We start from the raw sequence: 22122 nt of genomic DNA on the forward strand, positions 1-22122 counted from the left end.
ACACAGGAATTACGCAAATGATCGAACTCAGACCTTTCAATAAGCTCGGCGGCGCCGATCACGGCTGGCTCAAGGCCAAGCATCACTTCTCCTTCGCTGGCCATTACGACCCGAACAACATGGGTCACGGCGCATTGCGGGTGTGGAACGACGACGAGATCGCGCCCAACACCGGCTTTCCCGCTCATCCCCACGCCAACATGGAGATCATCACCTATGTGCGCGAGGGCGCGATCACGCACCAGGACAGCCTCGGCAACGAAGGCCGCACTGAAGCGGGCGACGTGCAGGTGATGAGCGCGGGCAGCGGCATCCGCCACTCCGAGTACAATCTGGAGCCGACCCAGACGCGGATCTTCCAGATCTGGATCGAGCCGACGACGCGCGGCGGACAGCCGACCTGGGGCTCGAAGCCGTTTCCGAAAGCGGATCGTTCCGGCAAGCTCGTCACCATCGCGAGCGGCTTCGATGACGATGCAGACGCGCTGCCGATCCGCGCCGATGCGCGGGTGCTCGCAACTACGCTGAAGGCCGGCGAGAGCGCGGAGTACGCGCCGCAGAAGGCGCGGCATCTCTACCTGGTGCCTGCGGCAGGTTCAGTCGAGATCAACGGCGTGCGCGTCAACGCCCGCGACGGCGCCGCGATCCGCGACGAGGACCGGCTGAAGATCACCGCGCTCGAGGACACCGAGCTCGTGCTCGTCGACGCGGCGTAAACGCTCTCGCCGTCATGGCCGGGCATAGCCGTCTGAAGGACGGCGTCGCTTCCGCCAGCCTATGTCCCGGCCATCCACGGCTTCGACGAGCCGAAGATCGTCATGCCCGGGACAAGCCCGGGCATGACGATCCCAACAATCATCCAACTCTTCCCCTCAACGGAGACCACCATGACCAAAGTTCTCGTCCTCTATTATTCCGCCTATGGCCACATCGAAGCGATGGCCAACGCCGTCGCCGAAGGCGCGCGCGAGGCCGGCGCCACCGTCGACGTCAAGCGCGTGCCGGAGCTGGTGCCGGCCGAGGTCGCGAAAGCCTCCTATTACAAGGTCGATCAGGCCGCCCCCGTCGCCAAGATTGAGGATCTCGCCAATTACGATGCGATCATCGTCGGCACCGGCACCCGCTTCGGCCGCATGGCCTCGCAGATGGCGAACTTCCTCGATCAGGCCGGCGGGCTCTGGGCCAAGGGCGCGCTGCACGGCAAGGTCGGCGGCGCCTTCACGTCCACCGCGACCCAGCATGGCGGCCAGGAGACGACGCTGTTCTCGATCATCACCAACCTCCTGCATTTCGGCATGGTCGTGGTCGGCATGAACTACGGCTTTGCCGGCCAGATGAAGCTCGACGAAGTCACCGGCGGCGCACCCTACGGCGCCACCACGATCACCGGCGGCGACGGCAGCCGCCAGCCCAGCGCCAATGAGCTCGCCGGCGCGCGCTATCAGGGCCGCCAGATCGCGGAGACCGCCAGGAAGCTGCACGGCTGAGCTCCATGGCTGAGATGTACGGCTGATGCGGCAGGCGGCATTCCCGTTCGGGAGTGCCGCTTCAACGTGTTCCCTTGCCCATGGCGCGCGCCGCAAGGGCGGCCGCCGCGGGATGGCGGCGCAGGCCCTGCGCGGCATGGTCGCGCCATGCGAAAGGAACGCCGCGCCAGGACAGCGCGATGCTGACGTCGGTCAGCGGCACCCTCTCGGCACCGAAGCGCCGCTTGTAATCCTGGTTGCCGATGCTGAGGTCGAAACGGCGCACGCCCTCTGCATGCAGCGCCGCCATCGTGCGCTCGGCGACGAGCAGCCCCGGCGAGCAGCTCGACCATGAATTGCCGGCGTGGCTGATGCGCAAGAGGTAGTAGGTCGCGCCGGATCTGACGCCGAACGCGGTGGCGACAATACCCTTATCGCAGACGAGCGCTGTGACGACCGCATAACCTTCCGCGACGCCCTGGCGGGCGACCTCGCGGTAAAACCGGGCATGGGCGTCGTCGTTGAGGACGAACCGCGAGCCGAGCTGACGCATGCGCGCCTGCTGCTGGACATCCGTCACGTCAAGGAGCTCATGCGCGCGCGCAACGTCCGCGGCGATCTCGAACCGCGCTCCTTCGTGCCGGCTGAAGACGCGCCAGCAACGCGGCATCTGCATGCGCTTGATCGAGGCCTGGTAGTCCTCATAGTCGTCGCTCAGCAGCACGACATTGCCGTTGAGCGATGAGGATCCGATCCGCCCGAGCGACACCAGCGGATTCGGCTTGCCGCCGACCTGGGCCGGCATCTTCCTCAGGCGAAGCAGGTCGAAGCGATCCGGCAAGGCGCGCATCGCCTCGACCAGTGCCCCGCCGATCGCATCCATCGCCGCCGCGTCCAACGCGGCATCGAGCGCCAGGATCGGCGCGTTGTTGTCGGAGACGCCGAGATCTGCGAATTCGACGATGCGGATGCCGCGCCTGATGTGGCTGACCATCGGCACGACCGCGATATCCTTGCCGGTGGCGGCATCCGAGATCATCGCGATCAGCGGCGCAAAATCGTGAAACGCCTCATACCATGCATCGAGCCAGTAACCATGCTGGAATGCGGTGCGATGCCCGGCGTTCAGACGCGACGCGGCCTGCCGCCAGTCACGCACGAAATCGACAGCGACGTTCGACGTGCTGGACACGAGGCCATCTGGTTGCTCGACGCTGAGGAACGTCATCTGCGGGGCATACGATTACTGAATGTTTCGAGATAGATTATGTTTGTCGCACATCACAAGAGACGTAGCCGCTCAATCGTTAAGCCGATGCCACCATCGCCCCGGCTGCGACAAGCTGTCAGCGCTCCGGTTCCATCGGCTCGACGCATTGGAACCTGGCGAGGAAATGCAGGCCGGCCACCGCGAGCGCGAACATGAACCAGATCGGATTTTGCCGTTCGAGCAGGAAGGTCTCGGTCGCGCCGTAGTACAGGCCGAACAGCCACACGGTCAGGAACAGCTTTGCCAGCGCCCCACTGCGGCTGTGAGCCTGGGCTGACTGGAAATTGCCGAGCGGTGCAAGCACGAACACGAGAATCACGAGCAGCAGCCCCGGCAGACCGATGGTGACCGCGAGGTCGAGATAGCTGTTGTGGCTGTGCGCCGCCGACGTCGCCCATTCGGCGCCCTGGGCGGTCTGCCGCGCCGTGACATCATCCCAGAAGGCCGCATAGCCGTGACCGATGATCGGCTTCTCGGCGACGGCCGCGAGCGCGAACTCCCAGATCGCGGAGCGGCCGGTGAAGGTCGGATCGAGCGGCAGCAAGCGCGTCATCGCTCCCAACGCCGGGCTCAAGACACTGCCGACCGTCAGCAGGTTCATCACGATCAGCGGCACGAAGCAGATGATCCGCTTCAGCCACAGGCTTGGCGTCACGTAGACGAGCGACGCGAGCGCGTAGATCGCAAGGCACAGCACCGTCGAGGTCTTGCCGCCGGTGAAGATCAGGAAGATGCCGGCCAGCGCGGCGATCGCCGGTCCCATCACGAACGAGCCGACGGCGGTCAGGTAGATGCCGACATAGACCAGGATGGTCATCACGGGCGAGGCGATGTTCTTATGGCCAAAACTGCCGCGCCAGTCGCCGGCAAGCTGCGGCTCGCCGATATCGAACGCGGTGTGGATCGAATAGTGCGGCGCGAGGAAGACACCGAGATAGCAGAGCGCGAGCAGCACCAGCGCGGCCGTACCCAGGCACAGATTGAAGCTGCGCTGCGTCGGCGGCAGCAAGGGCAGCAGGACGGCGAGCGATGTCACGCTGGCGGCGAGCACGAAGCGCTGGATCGAAACGCCGCGGCTTTCAGAGAGGGCGATGTTGATCACCAACCAGCCCACGAGACAGAGATGAAGCGGCGTCACCAGGGTCTTCAGCGCCGGCGCATCCGTGGTGGCGACGAGCAGCACCGCGACCGCAGCGAGCAGTCCCCAGGAAATATAGGCCAGCGCCATTCGTCCGCCGACGACGGTGGTGACATCGGGATTGCGCAGGTCCGGGAACGGATCGAGCGTCACCAGCACCAGCAGCAGCGAGGCGACGGCGACGAGGCAGCGCGCCGCCTGCACGGCATTCAGCCCCGCAAGGCCGTCGCGGAAGGCGCGGCCCAACGATCGGGCCTCGAGGTCGGTGATGTCGGCGGCGCTGCGGTCCATGGTTCAGGACACCTGGTGATGCCGGTGAGGCTCCAGGTCGTGGCTTAACCCCATCGAGCGTCCATCGACCGGGTTAGCGGGGGCCTGCGACGCCGCCGGCTGCCGCACGATGCTCCGCGCGATCTCGTAATATTGCAGCGCCCGTTGCTCCAGCGTGAGGCTGTCCAGGACATAGCCGCGCGGATCGAACACGCCCGCAGCGCACCCTTCCCAGAAGTCGTTCCACCCCGCCTCGAACCCGGCGACGTCGACGAATTTGGCCCCGCAGCGCTCATCCCAATACGGCACCGACGACACCGGCGCGAACTGCACGCGGTGCGGATAGTAATCGGGGTCTCGCCACGGGCCGCCCGGATCCCAGGCGAATACCGGCACGCCGCAAGACAAGGCCTGCTGATAGGCGATGCCCTGGCTCTCGTTCTGACACAGGAAGATCATCGCGCGCGAGGCCGCCAGCGCCGCCTGATAATCTTCCTCCTTGTAGCTGCCATAGCGCAGCTCCGCGAAGGAGCGCCCCTCTTTTCGCAGGCGGGCGCGGACGGGTTCGATCAACTCCGGCGCAAAACGCTCGCGATCCCAGTGGACCTTGTCGTAGATCAGCACGTCGACGGCCTTCTGCGAGGCCTGCGACGGCGCCCATAGATCGGTGTCGATACCGACCGGCCAGGCCTCCGTCTCGGGCCAGTACGGCCGGTACATGTCCACGTACCAGGGGCCGGGTACCACGACTTTCTTCACCGGCAGCCGCTTGAACAAATCAGGATCGTCGAGCGGATGATTGTGGGCGGCGACGCCGAGCAAGATCGGGTTCTTCCACGCGAACTTGTCGAGCAGGAAGGTGCGGCCGACGATGCAGGCCAGCTCTTCGGGATGCCGCGCGATGTAGCCGTAGTCGTTGACGCGGTAGCGGATGCCGAGCCGGTCGAGCCCCGCACAGAGATTGAGGAACACGCGAAGCTGGCCGCTCATGCGCGGCTCGCCGAGCAGCAAGCGGCGCGCCATGCGCCGCAGATGCCGGTCGCCGGGAAACCAGCGATCGTCCTTGTCCTCATAGAAGAGGTTGAGGATCATCGCATCTGGGTCGTGTTCGAATGTCTTTGCGGGCACTGGATTCCATCCGCGGCAACCGGATGCGCATTCTCGCATGGGACCGGCTGTCACTCTCTTCCAAATTTGCCACAGGCTTAATGCCAGCGGCTTAACGCTAATTGACGAAACCGGCGCCGCGCAGGCCTTCCCGGCAACGATCAGGCTGTAATGCGAGTATCATTCGCTGGGCCTGCCCATGCTGCGATCGATCGCATCATCCATTCAGCGCATGCGTCCTGGTTAACAGACTCTTAAAGGCGAGCCGTGGCTCAGATCACCGCCGAAGACGTTCTCGATTTGCCGGCCACCACGCGCCTCGTTCCGGCGGGACGCCAGCCCCTGCCGTCGAGCTCGACCTCGTCGGTGTCCGTCGTCATTCCCGCCAAGAACGTTGCGGCCTATGTCGGCGAAACCCTCGCCAGCGCACTGGCGCAGGGCGAGGTGGGCGAAGTGATCGTCGTGGACGACGGCTCGACCGACGACACCACCGCCATCGTCCGCGGCATTCGCGATCCGCGGCTGCGCCTGATGACGAATGATTCCGCCGGCGTGTCGGCCGCGCGCAATCTCGGTGCGCGATATGCCCGCGGCGAATGGCTGCTGTTCCTCGATGCCGACGACCGCCTTCGCCCCGGCGCAGTGGCGGCACTGCTGGAGGCGGCACGCGGGGCTCCGCGGGCGGTGCTCGTCTATGGCGATTACAACACGATCGACAGCGAGGGACACCAGATCGGCCGGCGCGGCCTGCTGAAAGGGCGCCGGAAGCCGTCCGGCGACGTGCTGACGCGGCTCGCCGCCGGCAATTTCATCGTCAATGGCGGTATTGCGCTGGCACGCGCGGAAGCTTTCCGGGCCATCGGCGGTTTCGACACATCGCTGCGCTATTGTGAGGACTGGCACTGCTGGTGTCGCCTCGCCGCAATCGGCGAGTTCGAGTTCGCGCCAAAACTGCTGCTCGATTATCGCCTGCACACCGCCAACACCATGAACGCGGCGGTGCGGACGCCGAAGGACTTCTTCCCTGCCATCGCGAGGGTATTCGACGACGGACTGATCCTGGCACGCCTGCCCGAGGGCATGGCGACCGGACTGCGCCTCGCCGCCGAACTTCATCTCATCACCTACTCGGCGATGCAGGCGGTTCGCTTCGGCCGATATCGCCAGGCTTTTGGCTATCTCGGAATGGTCGGCCGGCGCTCGCTCAAGGCGTTGCCGCGCGCCGCGGCCAGGACCGCCCTCGCCCGCTTCGGCATCTAATCGTCACGACACGATCTTCGAGGCCTCATAGGGCTTCGGCTCGATCCCGAATGCCGCGAGCATCGAGCCGAGCGCGACCATCACCGGATGCATCGCGACGACGGCCTTCGACGACGTCAACAGACCTGCGGACCGAACCAGCGAGAGCGGCAATCGCCCGAGCATCTGCGCGAACACCCGCGCTCGCGCCGCCGCGCCCTGCGCGGCCTTGTACTGCACGCGGTAATTGATCGCGCCGATGCGCAGGCCACGCTTGGCGATCCAGCCGAGGCTGGTGCGGCTTTGCGGCACGGTCTCGGTGATGACCGCCTCCGCGGTCCAGTAAAATATCATGCCGGCATCACGGCACCGCACGAAGAAATCACAATCGCCGCCGCCGAGGAAATTGAAGCGCAGGTCGAACGCGGGACGGTCGAACCGCTCGAAGGCGGCGCGCGTGATCAGACAATTGCCGCAGCCATAGATCAGCGGCACAGCGCCGGAATAGTCGTAGGCGGGACAAAAGGCGGGATGACGCGAAAGCCACGGCTTGCTGTCATCGTCGAACATCGGCAGCACCGGCCCGCCGACCACGTCGGCGCCGGTCGCCTCCGCGGTACGGACCATCAGCTCGAGCCAGTCGCTTGATGCGATCTCGTCGTCGTCGATCATCAGGAAGCGGGTTGCGGCAGGAAACAGTGCCTGCGCCGTCTCGAACGCAGCGTTGATGGCCTGGCAATTGCCCTGCCGCTTCTCGACGAGGCAGACGCCCTGCAACCTGCCGGCGGCCAGAAACTCCGCGGCAACCGGCGCGCTCTCGCGCTGCGTGGCATCGTTCTCGACCATAACGACGGCAAAGGACCGCGGGGTCCGCTGGCTCGCCAGCGACTCCAGCGTCAGCCGCAGGTGCTGCGGACGGCGAAAGCAGGGAATGCAGACGACGATACCGACCGACAGGTCGATGACCCCGGAGCTCGCCGCGATCTCCCGGTTGGGATCGCGCACGGCATCCGAGATACGCGTGGCAGACAGGTCTGTCGGGATCAATGTCATGACGTTCTAGATGTCCGAGATATATTGAAAAAGCCCTGCTTCATTCGTACGTCCCGCGACGGCACATCGTCGCGGGACAGATGCGTCCCAAAACGAACGGCCAGTTCATGGCGCCTCACGCGGGTCTCCCGGCGGTCCCAAGACAACATCATGCGTTTAACTGCTTTCGTCTGTTTCTCCCGCGAAATCATGAGCACGTGGTACTGCAATTCGCGGTCCATGCGCCGGCGAAGACCCAACATGAACAATGCCGTAGTTAATGCGCATGGGCATTAACCCGACCGTAAGCACTGCGACCGGTGAGACGGCGCGGCATCGGATTTGCTCTTCGGGCTCGCGATATTTTTCCTGTAAATTTGAATAGAACAAGCGCGGTCAGAAAATATGAACAAGCCAGCCACGATCGATTTTGCGCGAGCCACGGCGATCCAGATTCCTGCGGCCGCGGCCCCCGTCCAGGCACTTCACGATCTCGTCCCCGGCGAAGCCCGCGACAGCCTGCTCGCCGTTCACGACGTGCTGCGCCGTGAACTGCCGCAAGGCCAGCTCGCCATCTATGAAGCCGGCGGCGGCTCGTGCAGCGTCCTGCCGCCGGAATTGCCTGGACGCAGCAAGGTCACCGTCGTCGACATCGACGAGGACCAGGTCCGCAACAACACCTACGCGGATGGGGCGATCCTCGGCGACGTGCAGACCTATCGCTTCGGACGCGAGACCTTCGATCTCGTGATCTGCTACAACGTGATCGAGCATCTGCCCCATGTCGACGCCGCGCTCCTGAACTTCCGCGATGCGCTCAAGCGCGGCGGGCTGATCCTGATCGGCGCGCCCAATCCCCGCTCGCTCTCCGGAATCGTCACCAAATACTCGCCGCACTGGTTTCACGTCTGGTTCTACCGGCACATCCGCGGCATCAAGGATGCCGGCATGCCCGGTGAGCCGCCATTCCCGACCTTCTTCCATCCGCTGGTGACGCTGCCCCGGCTCGAAGCCTTCGCGGCTGCCAACGGCCTTGAGATGATCTACCGCCGCGAGGTCGAAAGTCCGCGCTATCCCGAGATGCGCCGGCGCAAGCCGCTGTTCGCGGCGCTCGTGGACGCCGGCGCGGCCGTGCTGAATACCATGCTCTCGCGTGGGACCGACGTCCGTCGCGGCGACTATCACGTCATCCTGCGGAAGAGCTGACGGTCATGGCGCGCGCGCGGCTCATTGCAGAACAAGCCGAGCCTCGCGGCCAAGCCGTGCGCGGTAACGAACTGTTAATCTCAAGGGAGCCCCGGCATCGCTGGCGTCACGAGGACGCACTGCGGAGTGGCATGCGCTTAAACGCTTTGTTTGCCATTTCGGTGAATAGTCCCTCAATGAGTATGGTTAATTTTCCCTGTTGCGTTGATTGGGCACCTATATCCCGGGTGCATGGCGTAGAGCGAAGAGTAGCCCCTCAGCCTGCGGCAGTTGGAATGAAAGCTGGGGATCATGCTTGACTATAACCAGCCGATAGATCGGGCCGGACCGGAGTCGCCGCTACAACGGCCCCAGGCCGGCTTCAACGTGCTGGAGCTCGCCAATCTGCTCTGGCGGCGCAAGGTCGCGATTGCCGCGGCTGCCCTGCTCGGCGCAACTCTTGCCGTTACCGTGGGCAAGAGCCTGACGCCCCGCTACACCGCCACCGCCCAGCTCTATGTCGATCCGCGCGAGCTTCAGCTCGTCGATCGTGAGCTCACGCCGCGCGCGCAGGACGTGTCCGGCATGTCCATGGTGGTGGAGAGCCAGGCGCGGCTGATCACCTCCAACAGCGTGCTGCTCAAGGTGATCCAGCAGGCGGGTCTCGACAAGGACGCGGAATTCGGCGGCGGCAGCGACGGCCAGAGCCTGATGTCGTCACTGCTCGGCCTGATCGGCCTGCAGCCCCGCGCTCCCTCCGCGGCGGACAACAAGGAAGTGCAGCTTGCGGCGCTCGAGGCGCTGAACCGGCACATCACGATCCGCAAGACCGAGAAGAGCTTCATCGTCGACATCGAGGTCTGGTCGACGGATCCGGCGAAAGCGGCGATGCTCGCCAACACGCTGACCAATGCCTACCTCACCGAATCCCGCAACTCACAGGCTTCGGCGGCACGGCGCGCCACCAACGATCTCTCCGGCCGCCTCAAGGAGCTGCGCGAGCGGCTGCGCAACGCCGAGACCGCGCTCGCGACCTACAAGGCCCAGAACAATTTCGTCGGCACTCAGGATGCACTGATCAGCGATCAGCAGCTTTCCGCCAGCAACCAGCGGCTTTCCGCGGCCCGCGCGGCGACGATGGATGCGCAGGCGCGGCTCGATCAGATCGAGGCGAGCCGCCGTACCGCTGCCGATGCCGGCGCGATTCCGGAAGCGCTGCAATCGCCGACGATCGCGAATTTGCGCGCGCAATATGCCGATGCCCGCAAGAAATATGCTGAGCAGGCCGGCGAGCTCGGGCCGCGCCATCCGGCGCTGCGCCAGACCGAGAAGCAGGTCGAGGATCTCAAGCGCACCATCAGCGAGGAGATCGATCGCTTCGCCCAGTCGGCCAAGAACGATCTGACGCGCGCTCGCGACTATGAGGCCTCGCTGAACCGGGCCATGGAAGCGCAGAAGCGGCAGAGCGTGCAGCTCAGCCAGGCCGCCGTCCGCCTGCGCGAACTCGAGCGCGAGGCCGATGCCAGCCGCGACGTCTATCAATCCTTCCTCAAGCGCTCGCGCGAGACCGAGGAGCAGGAGACGCTGAACACCTCGGCGGCCCGCGTCATCGGCGAAGCGACGGTGCCGCAGCGGCGCTCGTTCCCGCCCGCCATGAGCCTGTTCGCCATGATCGGCTTCGTCTTCGGCGCGCTCGCGGCGTCAAGCTGGTTCGCCGCGGTCGAACTCCTGCTCGTCGGCGCACCGGCGCCCGCACCGGCCCGCCGTGAGCGCAAGCCGGCACCGGAGAGAACGCGCACTCCCGAGGCTTTGCCGGCTCCGGAAGCTCCGCAGCCTCCGCAGGTCTCGCGACCTCAGGAAGTGGCGCAGGCCCTGCCCGAACTTGCCGCGCCATCGCTGCAGCCTGCGATGGTCGAAAAGCCCCTGATCGAAAAGCCGCTGATCGCGCGCCTCCAGGAGGCCGACGTCATCCACACGCTCGGAGCCATTCTCGCCACCGGCGGCGGCGTCGACCTCACCCGGCTGGGCTGGCCGACGTTGCGGCCCGGCTTTCCCCTGACGAAACTGCTCAACGCCTGGCGCGATATGCGAGCTGCCGTGGCCCGGCGCGCCGGCGACAAGACGATGCCGGTCATCGCGCTGGTCGGCGCCGGCGACACCACCGGACGCAGCGTGATCGCGCTGAATTTCGCGCTCGCGGCGGCGCGCGACGGCGCCCGCGTGCTGATGATCGATGCCGACCATCAGGCCCGCGCGCTCTCGAACAAGGTCAGCCGCCCCGGCAAGAGCGAGCCGAGCAGGCTCGGCTGGCTCTCGATCGGCAGCAAGGCCGCTCGCGAGATCAAGACGGTCAACGGCATTTCGGTGCTGCCGGCCGGCGAGGGTGATGCCGGCAAGGCTGCCGACGCGATCCGCAAGGCGATTGCGCAGGCGCGCGCCGCAGGCGGCTATGACCTCGTGATCCTCGACGGCCCCGCGATGCCGCTCTCGGCCGGCGGCCGCAAGCTGCTCGACGACACCGACGCGCTGGTGGCGGTGCTGCCAACCAGCCTCGACATCAACGACAGCCTGGAAGAGATCCTGACCGCGCTGGGCCGCGCCGAGCGCAAGCTCGTCGGCGTCGTGCTGGACGAGCTCACCCCTGCAATCCAAACGCGCCAGCGAGGCAGACAATATGCTTGAGCGTCGCGTCAACCTCGACGGACGGGCAGCAACGGCCGACGTGCCGCGAATCACCGTCGGCGGGCTCCGCATGGCCGCGATCGATCTCGAAGCGACCGCCGATTTCATGATCGAGGCGACCGATCCCGACAATCGCATCGGACGTCCGCTGTTCATGACCTCGGCCAATGGCGAGGTGCTGGCGCGCTGCTCGACGGAACCGCAGACCGAGCGCCTCTTCCGCGCCGCCGACCTGATCAATGCCGACGGCCAGCCGCTGGTGGCGGCCTCGAGGCTGCAATCCTGGTTTCCCCTGCCCGAGCGCGTCGCGACCACGGACCTGTTCCACGTCGTCGCGCGCAAGGCGGAGGCGGTCGGCCGCACCTTCTACATGTTCGGCGCCAGCGAGGCCGAAAACATCGTGGCCGTCGAGAACGTCCAGAAGCTGTATCCGGACCTCAAGATCATCGGGCGCAGCCATGGCTATCTGCGAGGCGAGGCGCTGCGCGCCAAGGTCGAGGAGATCAACGCACTTGCGCCGGACTATCTGTGGGTCGCGCTCGGCGTGCCCAACGAGCAGGCATTCGTGGAAGAGTTCACGCCGTACCTCACCAATGTTGGCGTTATCAAGACATCGGGCGGCCTCTTCAACTTTTTGTCGGGCAGCCGTTCCCGCGCGCCGCAATGGATGCAGAAGGTCGGACTCGAATGGGCGTGGCGCACCTTGCTCGAGCCGCGCCGCCTGTTCTGGCGCTATTTGACCACCAACCCCCGCGCGCTCTATCTTCTCTTCAGCCGCAACCGACCACTCCGCTAAGAGAAGAGCATAAGACGATATGACCGACCGACCGACTGTCCTCGTCACTGGGGGCGCGGGCTATATTGGCTCGCATGCCTGCCGCGCATTGACCGCCGCCGGCTATCAGCCCGTCGTTTATGACAATCTCTCGACAGGTCATCGCAGCTTCGTTGCCGGCCCCCTGGTGACGGGCGATCTGCTCGATGGCACGGCGCTGGCACGCGCCTTCGCCGACCACAAGATCACGGCGGTGATGCATTTCGCGGCGGCCAGCCTGGTCGGCGAGTCCATGACCGATCCGCAGAAATACTACATCAACAACGTTCAGGGCACGCTGTCGCTGCTGCAGGCGATGCGCAACGCAGGCTGCCATCGCATCGTGTTCTCCTCGACCGGCGCCGTCTACGGCAATGCCGATTCCAAGGAGCTGCCGGAAGACTTTCCCTGCGTACCGATCAACCCCTATGGCGCGTCGAAATGGATGATCGAGCGGATGCTCGCCGATTACCGCTCGGCCTACGGCTTCGGCGCGTTCTGCCTGCGCTATTTCAACGCCAGCGGCGCCGATCCGGCCGGCGGCATCGGCGAGCTGCGCGACAATGAAACCCATCTCATTCCCCGGGCCATGATGGCGCTGCAGGGCCATGTCGACTTCGCGGTGTTCGGCGACGACTACGACACGCCCGACGGAACCGCGATCCGCGACTACATCCACGTCACCGACCTCGCCGCGGCGCATGTCGCGGCCCTGAAGCTCCTGGAAGAGGGGCATGCCGGCGGCAGCTTCAATCTCGGCACCGGCTCCGGCTTTTCCGTGCGCGAGATCCTGAACGCGATCAGGCAGGAGACCGGCCGTGAGGTGCCGCATACCATCAAGCCGCGCCGCGCCGGCGATCCGACCTATCTGGTTGCGGATCCCTCCGCTGCGCGAAAGGTGCTGGACTTTGTGCCTGGCCATTCCGACCTGGCTACGGTCATCCGCACCGCCTGGGCCTGGCACCAGAAGGCGCATCCGTTCAGACAGCGTTAGGCAATCCGGGCGCCCGCGCCTTGCTCAGCGGTGGCGTGAACGGCTAGACTGGGCCTTCGCTGCCGGCGACGATGCCGGCATGCCTGGCTCGTCCGAATGCGCGAGCCGATTTTTCCGAGCGTCAGGTCACGATCATTTCGGCGCGAAGGCCCGTCATCGGTCGCGGATCCCTGGGAGCATGGAACGAATGCATCAGGCCGCACGCCTGGAGTTCGAGCGCGTGATGGAGGAGTTTGCCCGCTGGCACATTGTGCCCGCGGACGAGCGCTCGCCTGCGCCCGCCTGGTGGTGGGGACCCGCGATGGCAGTGTTCGATGACCGGGAGCCGATGAGCTGCGCATGGTGCGCCGAACTCGGCTTGAACGAGGGCGCGAGCTTCGCCGAGGGCGCGCACACGATTCTCGCGCTCTTCGTCGAACAGACATCGCTGACGGGACCGCAGGATTTTCCGAGCAAGGCCGAGGGCGGGGAACACGACGCCCGCGAGCTGCACCCGCAGCCGTCAGACGACAGCGCGTTTCAGCCGTGACGCTGCAGCTTCCATGGCCGCAACGTCCGGCTCCGGCTGGAGCGGCGGCGCGATAGGCAGGACCATCGGTCGCAACAGCCCGGCCATCTGCTTGGCTGGCAGCGGCTTCGAGATCAGGAAGCCCTGCATCTCGTCGCAGCCATGGGTGCGCAGGAACGCCTCCTGCTCGGCGTTCTCGACGCCTTCGGCGACGACGGTCATGCCGAGCGCCTTGCCCATGCTGATGATGGCCTGTGCGATCGCCTGGTCTTCCGAATCCTGCGGCAGGTCCCGTACGAAGGAGCGGTCGATCTTGATCGTGTCGATCGGGAAGTGCTTCATCAGCGACATCGACGAATAGCCGGTGCCGAAATCGTCGATGGCGAGGCGGATGCCGCGGCTCTGGATGGCATCGAGCACCTTGAGCGCGCGGCCGACATTGCGCATCATCATGCTCTCGGTGACCTCGAGCTGGAGCAGCACCGGCGACATGCCGCTGGCTGCCAGCGCCTCGTCGACGTCCTGCAACAGATGCTCGTCGGCGAACTGCCGCGGCGACAGATTGACCGCCATCGACAACGGCAACAGGCCGCGGCGCTGCCAGGCCATGGCCTGCGCGCAGGCTTCCCTCAGCACCCAGCGGCCGATCGGCACGATCAGGCCGGTCTCCTCCGCAAGCGGGATGAACTGAGCCGGCGAGATGTTGCCGAGATCGGGATGCGCCCAGCGCAGCAGCGCTTCCACGCCGGTGATCTGGCCAGTCGCCATGTCGACCTTGGGCTGGTAGTTCAGCGAGAACTGCTCGCGCTCCAGCGCGCGGCGCAGCGCGCTCTCCAGCGACAGCCGCTCGATCGACTGCGTCGTCACTTCCTTGGAGAAGAAGCGGTAGCCGTTCTTGCCGTCCTCCTTGGCGAGATACATCGCCATGTCGGCGTTCTTGGTCAGGGTCTGCGCATCGGAGCCGTTGGCCGGATACATCGCGATACCGATCGAGGCCGTGGTGTGGCACTCGTGTCCGGCCAGCTCCATGGGCTCGGCGAGTGCAGCGAGCAGCCCGGTCGCGATGCGCTGGACGTCGTCGATCTCGCCGCACTGGTCGAGGATCACCACGAACTCGTCGCCGCCGAGGCGCGCCACGACGTCGCTTTCCCGCAGCGCGCCGCGCAAGCGATTTGCCACTTCGAGCAGGAGCAGGTCGCCGGCCTCATGGCCGAGCGAATCGTTGATGACCTTGAAGCGGTCGAGATCGATGAACAGCACCGCGAAACGGTGATCGAGGCGCTCCGCCGTTTCGATCGCCTCGCGCAAGAGCCCGTTGAAGGTCTCGCGATTCGGAAGGTCGGTCAGGCTGTCATGCGAGGCGAGGTACTCGATCCGCTCGTCTGCCTCGTTCTTCTCGTCGGCGCGATCGAAATTCTCCATCGCAAAGGATACGTTGTCGGCCAGACGCTGCAACAGCTCGACGAACTCGACCGTGAAGGTAGCCGGCTCGGTCGACATGTAGATCATGACGCCGACGGCCTGGTCGTGCACGATGAGCGGAAATGCCGCGCCCGACCGCGCCCCGTCGCCGCGGACAACGGCGTGGAATGCGCTGACGCGATCGTCGTTGAGATAATCGTTGCTGATGCAGGGCTGGCGCGTGCGGAACGCCGTGCCGCTCATCCCGCGTCCTTCGGGACGCTCGGGGTCGATGGAGAGGCGAACGTTGCGCGTGGTGTCGGAAGATGGCCCGGCGCTCGCCACGATCTCCAGCTGGTCGCTGTCGGCCCTGGCCAGCGCGATCGTGGTCGAGGTGAACTTGGCGCCGTTCGATGCGGCAAGGCAGACGAGCTCGAACAGCTCGGCGCGCGACTTCGCCCGCATGATCGCTTCGTTGGTCGCGCTCAGAGCCGCGAACATGCGCGTCAGGCGCTCCTTCTGGGCATCGGTCCGGACCTTCTCCTCGGCGCGGTCGAAATTGTCGAGCGCGAAGGAGACGTTCTCGGCAAGGCGCCCGAGCAGTTCGACCAGATCGGGCGTGAATGTGTCCTCCTCGGGCGCGAGGAAAAGCAGGATGCCGATCGGCTCCTGGCCCGCCTTTAGAAGCGGGAAGCTGGCGGCGGCCCGCGTTCCGTCCTCGATCGCCTTCGCCCGCCAGTATGCCGACCGCGGCTCGTTCAGATAGTCGTTCATGACGCTGGGCCGGCGGGTCCGGAGCGAGGTGCCGATGATCCCCTCGCCTTCGGGATGGTCGACGGAAATGCTGCAGGTCCGTCCAACCATTTGCTGCTGCAGTCGCCCCTTCACCGCGACGACGCGAACGAGCTCGTTTTCCGCGTCGATGATCCCGATCGTTGCCGACGCGAACACGTCGCCGAGAATAGCTGCCTGGCACGCGGCCTCGAACAGGTCCTCGCGCGTCTTGGCGCGCATGATCGCTTCATTGGTTGCGCTGAGCGCTTCGAACATTCCGCTCAGGCGATTGCGCTGCTTGTCCACCTGCGCCTTCTCCTCGGCGCGATCGAAGCCTTCCAGTGCGAAGGCGACGTTGGCCTGGAGCTTGCGCAGCAATTCGACGAATTCGGGTGTGAACGTGCCGCACTCCGGAGAGTTGAACAGGAACACGCCTTCGACACGGTCGCCGTTGAAGAGCGGCAACGCCGCGGAGGACGCGATCCCGTTGCGGCGGGCGCTGGCGTGCCACGGCGCGATGCGCTCGTCGGCGAGCACGTCGTTGCTGACGGCGGGCTGGCGCGTGCGGAACGCGATGCCGGTCAATCCGCGCCCTTCCGGCACCTCCTCGGAGATCGAGAATTTGAAGTTGCGAACCTGATCGGCGTTAGGTCCGTAACAGGCGACGACGCGCAGCAGCCTGGCGTGAGGGTCGACCAGTGCGATGTTGGCCGAAGTGAACTTGGCGCCCTTCGCCGTCGCCTCGCAAACGAGGTCGAACAGATCGGCGCGCGACCGCGCCCGCAGGATCGCCTCGTTGGTGGCGCTTAGCGCCGCATACATGCGTGCCAGCCGTTCCTCTTCGGCGGCGATTTTGGCCTTCTCGGACTCGCGGCCAAAATTATCGATCGCGAACGAGACGTTCTCCGCCATACGCAGCAGGAGCGCGACGATCTCCTCGTCCTTGGCCCAGGAGCGGCTGATGAAGAACAAGAGCACGCCGACACTTTCACCGTGCCTGATCAGCGGCGCGACCACGCAGGCGGCAACGCCAGTGTTGACGTTGGCCTGCTCCCACGGCGAGCCTCTGGTGCGGCTGGCGAGATCGTCCTCGACGATGGCCTTCTGCGTCCGGAACACCTCGCCGGATATTCCCTTGCCGTAGGGATTCTCCGGATCGATCGAATAGCGCGCCTGGGTGATCAGTGCGAGGTTCTGGCCGGTGGACGCGACCGGACTCATCCAATGCGAATCCGTTTCGCGGAGCAACACGATCGTCGCCAGCGATTTGCCCCCGTGAACGGAGGCGTCACACACGAGCTGATAGAGCTCCTGCTCGGTTTTGGCGCGCAGGATGGCTTCGTTGGTGGCGCTGATGGCGCCGAACATGCGGTTGAGCCGCCGCGTCGCCCGTTCGCTGGTCTGCCGCGCGGTTTCGCGCGCGAAATTGTCCAGCGCATAGGAAATGTTGGCCGACATGCGCCCGAACAGCGACACCATCTGCTCGTTCAGCGAGCCGGCTTCGCGGCGGGTCACGTAGAGCACGCCGACACTCTTGCCGTTGCAGAGCAGCGGCAGCGCCGCAGCCGCGCCAATGGCGGCCGAAGCGGCACCCGCGCGCCACGCCAGCGAACGGGGGTCGTTCAGATAATCGTTGCTGACGCACAGCTTCTGATCTCGAAATGCCTCGCCGCCGACGCCCGAGCCTTCGGGTGTGCCGGCAACCGTCGTGATCTCGATCGAGCGCAGCCGCGCAACGTCGTCGCCACAGCCGGCCGCAAAATGGAGTCGCCGGTCGTCCGGTCCGACCAGAAACACGGCGACAGCCAAGAAATCCCCGCTCGAAAACCCGGCGTCGCAGACCTTCTGGTACAGCTCGTCCGGCGACTTCGCATAGAGAATCGCTTCGTTGATGGCGCTCAACGCCGCAAAGGTGCGCGCGAGTGTCGTCGGCACGATCTCAGCTCCCGGGCATTTCTGCCTATTTCTCCCGGGTGCCTTTATGAGGGGCCATCGCCTAAGTGGTCGTTATTGCGCGCTGCAAACAATCGATCAAAGTGAACGAGCTGCGAACGACCCGGGGTAAACTATCGAAAATACCGCCGCACGGGACGAATCCTCAGCAGGAGGCGAGATCTCTTTACGAATTTGCAGCCCTGTATTGGTTTACGGGAGATTGATATCACAGCCGCGCTTTGAGACGATGGCCCCCAACAATCAGTGCCCGCCAAGGGCAAAGACCCCGGGGAAACGCCATGCCGATCGTCACGGCCGATCGCCTCACGCGCGTCAGCGCTGCCCTGCTCCGCGCCGCCGGAGCCTCCGAGGAAGAAGCCGACGCCGTCGCGATCGGCTGCGTCAACGCCAATCTCGCCGGCCATGATTCCCACGGCGTGATCGCCGTTCCCACCTATATCGACCGCATCAAGGCCGGCCACATCGTTCCCGGCGCCAAATGGACCGTCATCCAGGAATCGCCGACCACGACCGTGATCGACGGCCATTGGGGCTTTGGTTTCCACGTCAACGCCAAGGCGATGGCGCTGACGATCGAGAAGGCAAGGACGGCGAATGTCGCTGCCTGCACCGTGTTCCGGCAAAGCCATGTCGGCCGCCTCGCCGCCTACCCCTTGATGGCGATGCGCGCAGGCATGATCGGGATTGCCACGGCGGATTCCGGCCGCTCGCCGAAGCACGTCGCCCCGTTTGGAGGCAAGGAGGCGCGGCTCGGAACCAACCCGATCTCGATCGCGGTGCCGTCCGATCTCGATGCGCCGTTCTATCTGGATATGGCGACTTCAGCTGTCGCAGCCGGCAAGATCCAGCTCGCGGTCGCCCGCGGCGAGGAGATTCCGACGGGCTGGATCATCGATGCCGAGGGACGGCACACCACCGATCCGACCCAATACCGCAAGGGCGGCGCGCTGCTGCCGCTCGGCGGCACCGAGGGCTACAAAGGCAGCGGCCTCGCCGCCATGGTCGAGGTGCTGTGCGGCCTGCTCACCGGCCTCGGCTTCGGCGTCGAGCCTACGGGGCGGCACAATGACGGATGCTTCATGGCGGTGTTCAATGTCGCCGCATTCCGCCCGCTGCAGGAGTTCAAACGCGAGGTCGCCGAGTTCGCGCGCTATCTGAAATCGACGCCGCCGTCCGAGGGCAGCAAAGGCGTCTACTATCCCGGCGAGATCGAGGGCCTGCGCGAGCAGCAGCGTCTGCGCGACGGCATCGAGATCGAGGATGCCACCTGGGAAAAGCTGCGCGCGCTGGCGCGGGAATACCGGCTCGACACCGTCCTCGATCTGGCCTGACGGCATCAGGAGAACAGCAGCATGAATCGACAGATGGTCCTGGTCGGCTTCCTCCAGGCGCAGAACTGCACCAACCTGCCGAGCTCCTGGCGGCATCCGGATTCGCGCGACGATTCGATGTCGGCGGACTACTATCAGGAGATCGGCAGGATTCTCGAAGCCGGCAAGTTCCACATGGCCTTCTTCGACGACCGCCTGGCGATGCCGGACCGCTACGGCAACGACCACGCCCATACCGTCGAATACGGCATCCGCTGCGTGAAGATGGATCCGCTGATCGTGCTGACCACGATGGGCATGGTCACTGAGAGGCTCGGGCTGGGAGCAACCTGCTCGACCACCTATTACGAGCCGTTCGACGTCGCCCGCCGCTTCGCAACGCTCGACCTCATGTCGGGCGGACGCGCCGGCTGGAACGTCGTGACCTCGCTCAATGACGGCGAGGCCCTCAACATGGGGCGCGACTCCCATCCCGAACATGATTCCCGCTACGACAAGGCCGACGAATTCATGGAGGTGGTGCTTGGCCATTGGGACACATGGGAAGACGGCGCGCTGATCATGGACAAGAAGACCGGCCGCTTTGCCGATCCGACCAAGGTGAAGCGGCTCGACCACAAGGGCGCGGCGTTCAGGTCACGCGGGCCGTTCACCGTGCCGCGCTCGCAGCAGGGCCACCCCGTGATCATCCAGGCCGGCGCATCCGGCCGTGGCCAGCGCTTTGCCGGGCGATGGGGCGAGGTGATCTTCACCGCCGCGCGCAATCTTCAGGGCGCCAAGGACGGCTACGCAGCCGTGCGCAACGAGGCCGCCAAGGCCGGCCGCGATCCCGACCAGATGTTCCTCTGCAATCTGACGACGCCGGTCTGCGCGGCGACCAAGGCCGAGGCCGAGGACAAGATGGCGCTGATCAACAAGCTGCCGCTCCAGATCGACGCGCTGTCGCTGCTTGCCGAAGCACTCAACTACGACTTCGCCTCCAAGGATCTCGATGAGCCGCTGACCACTGACGAGCTGAAGAGCATGCAGGGCATTCTGGGCATCCGCGACGGCGTGCTGAAGAATTCCGGCAAGAGCAATCCGAGCGCGCGCGACTTCGTCACCTTCTCCGGCCGCGGCCAGGTGCAGGACGCCATGGTCGGCGGCCCCAAGGAGATCGCGGACAGGCTCGAGGAAATGTTTGTCGAGCGCGGCTGCGACGGCTTTGTCATCGCGGCGACCTATGTGCCCGGCTCCTACGCCGATTTCGTGCAGCATGTCGTCCCGGAGCTGCAACGCCGGGGCCTGTTCCAGAAAGACTATCGCGGCAAGACGCTGCGCGAAAATCTCGGGCTGAAGCGGCCCGCCGCCGGCGCCTGGAAGGTGCCGCCGCGCGATGCCGCGGAATGATGGCGGGTACACAACATGCGCTGGCTGAAGTTCACTGAGACAGGCAAGACATCGTGGGGAATCATCGAGGGCGACAAGGTCATCACAGTCGACGGCGATCCCTTCGGTGAATGGCAGCGCACCTCGCGCACGCATTCGCTGCCGCAGGTCAAGATCGAGCTGCCGCTGATCCCGCGCACCTTTTATTGCGTCGGCCTCAACTATCTGAAGCATCTGAAGGAGGCCGCCGACAAGCGTGGCGAAGTGCCGGCCGTGCCTGATCGCCCCGAGATCGGTTATCGCGCGCAGAACGCGCTGATCGCACATGACGAGGAGGTCGTGATCCCGTCTTTCGCGACGGAGAAAATCCATTACGAGGGCGAGCTCGTCGTCGTCATCGGCAAGAAAGTGAAACATCTCACCGAAGACACCGCGATGGATTGCGTGTTCGGCTACACCATCGGCAACGACGTCAGCGAGCGCAGCTGGCAGAAGGCCGACCGCAGCCTGTGGCGCTCGAAGAACGCCGACACGTTCAAGCCGATGGGACCGTGGATCGAGACCGAGGCCGATCTCGAACAGATGGAAACGATCGTCCGGGTCAACGGCAAGGAGACCAACCGCTTCGCTACCGGCGACATGATCTTTGGCGTGGTGCCGTTCCTGGTCGAGCTGACCAAGTATTTTACCTTGTGGCCCGGCGACGTGATCTGGATGGGCACGGACGGTGCCTCGCCCGACATCAAGCACGGCGACGTCGTGGAGATCGACATCACCGGTGTCGGGACGTTGCGGAACAGGTTTGTGCGGGAGGGGCAATAGCAGCCCCGTAGCACCGGTGCCGTAGGGTGGGCAAAGCGACTTGTCCGCCATAGCTCGAAGAGCGACGGCGGAAGCGTGCCCACCACCTCTCTCGATCATGGAGAGATCGTGGGCACGGCGCTATGCGCCTTTGCCCACCCTCCGGCACCTCCCGCATGTCAAAACGGCAGCGCCACGCTCGACTTGATCTCCTTCAACACCACGTTGCTGCGGACATAGCGGATGCCGGGAATGCGGAACATGAACTCGTCGAGGAATCTGTTGTAGGCGGCCATGTCCTGCACGACGACGCGCAAATGATAATCGGCATCGCCCGTGGTCGCAAAGCACTCCAGCACCTCGCGGCGTTTGGTTACCCGCGCGACGAACTCGTCGACGAACTTCGCGTCGTGCCGTTCCAGCGAGACGTGGAGAATGGCCGACATCGCAAAGCCCGCCGGCTCGCGCGCGACCAGCGCCGCGTAACCCTGGATGATGCCGACCTCCTCCAGCGCGCGCACCCGGCGCCAGCAGGCCGACGTGGACATGCCGACCTCGTCCGCCAGTTGCTGGTTGGTGGCACGGCCATCCTTCTGGAGATGAGCGAGAATCCGCGCGTCCTGGTCTTCGATCATCGATCGACCCAATTCGGTTTATTCTACCGCATGATAGCCTAGTTCGGGATAACTTACCAGAATCTGGTTGCAGCTAGGAAAGATAGGTAAGACCTACCAACCATCAGGGCCTACCCTCCGCTCATTCGGCAAGGATGCCGCGGGAGGTCCG

At 65.2% G+C, this 22122-nt stretch carries 17 protein-coding genes; 11 read left to right on the forward strand and 6 right to left on the reverse strand.

Features of this window, described 5'->3' with window-relative positions; genetic code table 11:
* Window positions 1-17: 17 nt before the first annotated feature.
* Window positions 18-716, forward strand: a complete 699-nt coding sequence (locus GDN70_RS33720) for a pirin family protein (protein WP_028140068.1) — start codon at window positions 18-20, stop codon at window positions 714-716.
* A gap of 171 nt (window positions 717-887) precedes the next feature.
* The gene (gene wrbA, locus GDN70_RS33725) at window positions 888-1487 is read left to right on the forward strand and encodes an NAD(P)H:quinone oxidoreductase (RefSeq protein ID WP_038947528.1); all 600 of its coding nucleotides are present in this window, start codon (window positions 888-890) and stop codon (window positions 1485-1487) included.
* Between the two features lie 61 nt (window positions 1488-1548).
* On the opposite strand, the gene GDN70_RS35340 is transcribed toward wrbA, so the two are convergent.
* The 3 genes from GDN70_RS35340 to GDN70_RS33740 form a co-directional block, all read right to left on the reverse strand.
* Complete coding sequence (locus GDN70_RS35340) at window positions 1549-2694, reverse strand: GNAT family N-acetyltransferase (protein ID WP_173015922.1); 1146 nt, start codon at window positions 2692-2694, stop codon at window positions 1549-1551.
* Between the two features lie 118 nt (window positions 2695-2812).
* A complete protein-coding gene (locus tag GDN70_RS33735; protein WP_152103592.1) occupies window positions 2813-4165 on the reverse strand; it encodes an O-antigen ligase in 1353 nt (450 codons plus the stop codon).
* A 3-nt stretch (window positions 4166-4168) separates the two neighbouring features.
* The gene (locus tag GDN70_RS33740; protein WP_173015923.1) at window positions 4169-5272 is read right to left on the reverse strand and encodes a glycosyltransferase; all 1104 of its coding nucleotides are present in this window, start codon (window positions 5270-5272) and stop codon (window positions 4169-4171) included.
* 246 nt (window positions 5273-5518) lie between these two features.
* Between GDN70_RS33740 and GDN70_RS33745 the strand changes: the two genes are divergently transcribed.
* Window positions 5519-6511, forward strand: coding sequence for a glycosyltransferase (locus tag GDN70_RS33745; protein ID WP_161966342.1), 993 nt, complete (start codon window positions 5519-5521; stop codon window positions 6509-6511).
* Window positions 6512-6514: 3 nt separating this feature from the next.
* Here the strand turns inward: GDN70_RS33745 and GDN70_RS33750 are convergent, their stop codons facing one another.
* Window positions 6515-7543, reverse strand: coding sequence for a glycosyltransferase family 2 protein (locus tag GDN70_RS33750; protein WP_152103594.1), 1029 nt, complete (start codon window positions 7541-7543; stop codon window positions 6515-6517).
* 384 nt (window positions 7544-7927) lie between these two features.
* Here GDN70_RS33750 and GDN70_RS33755 point away from each other — a divergent pair, with 384 nt between their 5' ends.
* The 5 genes from GDN70_RS33755 to GDN70_RS33775 all read left to right on the forward strand — a co-directional run bounded on the left by GDN70_RS33755 (window position 7928) and on the right by GDN70_RS33775 (window position 13726).
* The gene (locus GDN70_RS33755; RefSeq protein ID WP_152103595.1) at window positions 7928-8728 is read left to right on the forward strand and encodes a bifunctional 2-polyprenyl-6-hydroxyphenol methylase/3-demethylubiquinol 3-O-methyltransferase UbiG; all 801 of its coding nucleotides are present in this window, start codon (window positions 7928-7930) and stop codon (window positions 8726-8728) included.
* 291 nt (window positions 8729-9019) lie between these two features.
* A complete protein-coding gene (locus GDN70_RS33760; RefSeq protein ID WP_152103596.1) occupies window positions 9020-11389 on the forward strand; it encodes an exopolysaccharide transport family protein in 2370 nt (789 codons plus the stop codon).
* The gene (locus GDN70_RS33765; RefSeq protein WP_038947534.1) at window positions 11382-12185 is read left to right on the forward strand and encodes a WecB/TagA/CpsF family glycosyltransferase; all 804 of its coding nucleotides are present in this window, start codon (window positions 11382-11384) and stop codon (window positions 12183-12185) included. Before GDN70_RS33760 ends, GDN70_RS33765 begins: the two co-directional genes overlap by 8 nt.
* Before the next feature lie 19 nt (window positions 12186-12204).
* On the forward strand, window positions 12205-13197 hold the full coding sequence (gene galE / locus GDN70_RS33770; protein WP_152103597.1) for a UDP-glucose 4-epimerase GalE: 993 nt from the start codon (window positions 12205-12207) through the stop codon (window positions 13195-13197).
* Between the two features lie 187 nt (window positions 13198-13384).
* Window positions 13385-13726: a hypothetical protein gene (locus GDN70_RS33775; RefSeq protein WP_038972844.1), complete on the forward strand. Its 342-nt coding sequence runs from the start codon at window positions 13385-13387 to the stop codon at window positions 13724-13726.
* Here the strand turns inward: GDN70_RS33775 and GDN70_RS33780 are convergent.
* Window positions 13700-17815: a GAF domain-containing protein gene (locus GDN70_RS33780; RefSeq protein ID WP_152103598.1), complete on the reverse strand. Its 4116-nt coding sequence runs from the start codon at window positions 17813-17815 to the stop codon at window positions 13700-13702. The two genes, GDN70_RS33775 and GDN70_RS33780, sit on opposite strands and share 27 nt — an antisense overlap.
* A gap of 299 nt (window positions 17816-18114) precedes the next feature.
* On the opposite strand from GDN70_RS33780, the gene GDN70_RS33785 reads away from it, so the two are divergent.
* Genes GDN70_RS33785 through GDN70_RS33795 form a run of 3 tightly spaced genes read left to right on the forward strand, consistent with a single transcriptional unit; the run spans window position 18115 to window position 21357 of the window.
* Window positions 18115-19167, forward strand: a complete 1053-nt coding sequence (locus tag GDN70_RS33785; protein WP_095424767.1) for an Ldh family oxidoreductase — start codon at window positions 18115-18117, stop codon at window positions 19165-19167.
* Between the two features lie 21 nt (window positions 19168-19188).
* Window positions 19189-20556: an LLM class flavin-dependent oxidoreductase gene (locus tag GDN70_RS33790; protein ID WP_095424766.1), complete on the forward strand. Its 1368-nt coding sequence runs from the start codon at window positions 19189-19191 to the stop codon at window positions 20554-20556.
* A gap of 15 nt (window positions 20557-20571) precedes the next feature.
* Complete coding sequence (locus tag GDN70_RS33795; protein ID WP_038947539.1) at window positions 20572-21357, forward strand: fumarylacetoacetate hydrolase family protein; 786 nt, start codon at window positions 20572-20574, stop codon at window positions 21355-21357.
* A 158-nt stretch (window positions 21358-21515) separates the two neighbouring features.
* On the opposite strand, the gene GDN70_RS33800 is transcribed toward GDN70_RS33795, so the two are convergent.
* Window positions 21516-21971: an Lrp/AsnC family transcriptional regulator gene (locus tag GDN70_RS33800; protein WP_028140052.1), complete on the reverse strand. Its 456-nt coding sequence runs from the start codon at window positions 21969-21971 to the stop codon at window positions 21516-21518.
* Between the last annotated feature and the right edge of the window lie 151 nt (window positions 21972-22122).

The organism is Bradyrhizobium sp. TM102, from assembly GCF_009176685.1.
Taxonomy (GTDB): Bacteria; Pseudomonadota; Alphaproteobacteria; order Rhizobiales; family Xanthobacteraceae; genus Bradyrhizobium; species Bradyrhizobium ottawaense.

Coding starts and splice junctions, on each gene's coding strand:
- GDN70_RS33720 (WP_028140068.1), top strand. CDS start 18: ATGATCGAACTCAGACCTTTCAATAAGCTCGGCGGCGCCGATCACGGC.
- wrbA (WP_038947528.1), top strand. CDS start 888: ATGACCAAAGTTCTCGTCCTCTATTATTCCGCCTATGGCCACATCGAA.
- GDN70_RS35340 (WP_173015922.1), bottom strand. CDS start 2,694: ATGACGTTCCTCAGCGTCGAGCAACCAGATGGCCTCGTGTCCAGCACG.
- GDN70_RS33735 (WP_152103592.1), bottom strand. CDS start 4,165: ATGGACCGCAGCGCCGCCGACATCACCGACCTCGAGGCCCGATCGTTG.
- GDN70_RS33750 (WP_152103594.1), bottom strand. CDS start 7,543: ATGACATTGATCCCGACAGACCTGTCTGCCACGCGTATCTCGGATGCC.
- GDN70_RS33755 (WP_152103595.1), top strand. CDS start 7,928: ATGAACAAGCCAGCCACGATCGATTTTGCGCGAGCCACGGCGATCCAG.
- GDN70_RS33760 (WP_152103596.1), top strand. CDS start 9,020: ATGCTTGACTATAACCAGCCGATAGATCGGGCCGGACCGGAGTCGCCG.
- GDN70_RS33765 (WP_038947534.1), top strand. CDS start 11,382: ATGCTTGAGCGTCGCGTCAACCTCGACGGACGGGCAGCAACGGCCGAC.
- galE (WP_152103597.1), top strand. CDS start 12,205: ATGACCGACCGACCGACTGTCCTCGTCACTGGGGGCGCGGGCTATATT.
- GDN70_RS33775 (WP_038972844.1), top strand. CDS start 13,385: ATGCATCAGGCCGCACGCCTGGAGTTCGAGCGCGTGATGGAGGAGTTT.
- GDN70_RS33785 (WP_095424767.1), top strand. CDS start 18,115: ATGCCGATCGTCACGGCCGATCGCCTCACGCGCGTCAGCGCTGCCCTG.
- GDN70_RS33790 (WP_095424766.1), top strand. CDS start 19,189: ATGAATCGACAGATGGTCCTGGTCGGCTTCCTCCAGGCGCAGAACTGC.
- GDN70_RS33795 (WP_038947539.1), top strand. CDS start 20,572: ATGCGCTGGCTGAAGTTCACTGAGACAGGCAAGACATCGTGGGGAATC.
- GDN70_RS33800 (WP_028140052.1), bottom strand. CDS start 21,971: ATGATCGAAGACCAGGACGCGCGGATTCTCGCTCATCTCCAGAAGGAT.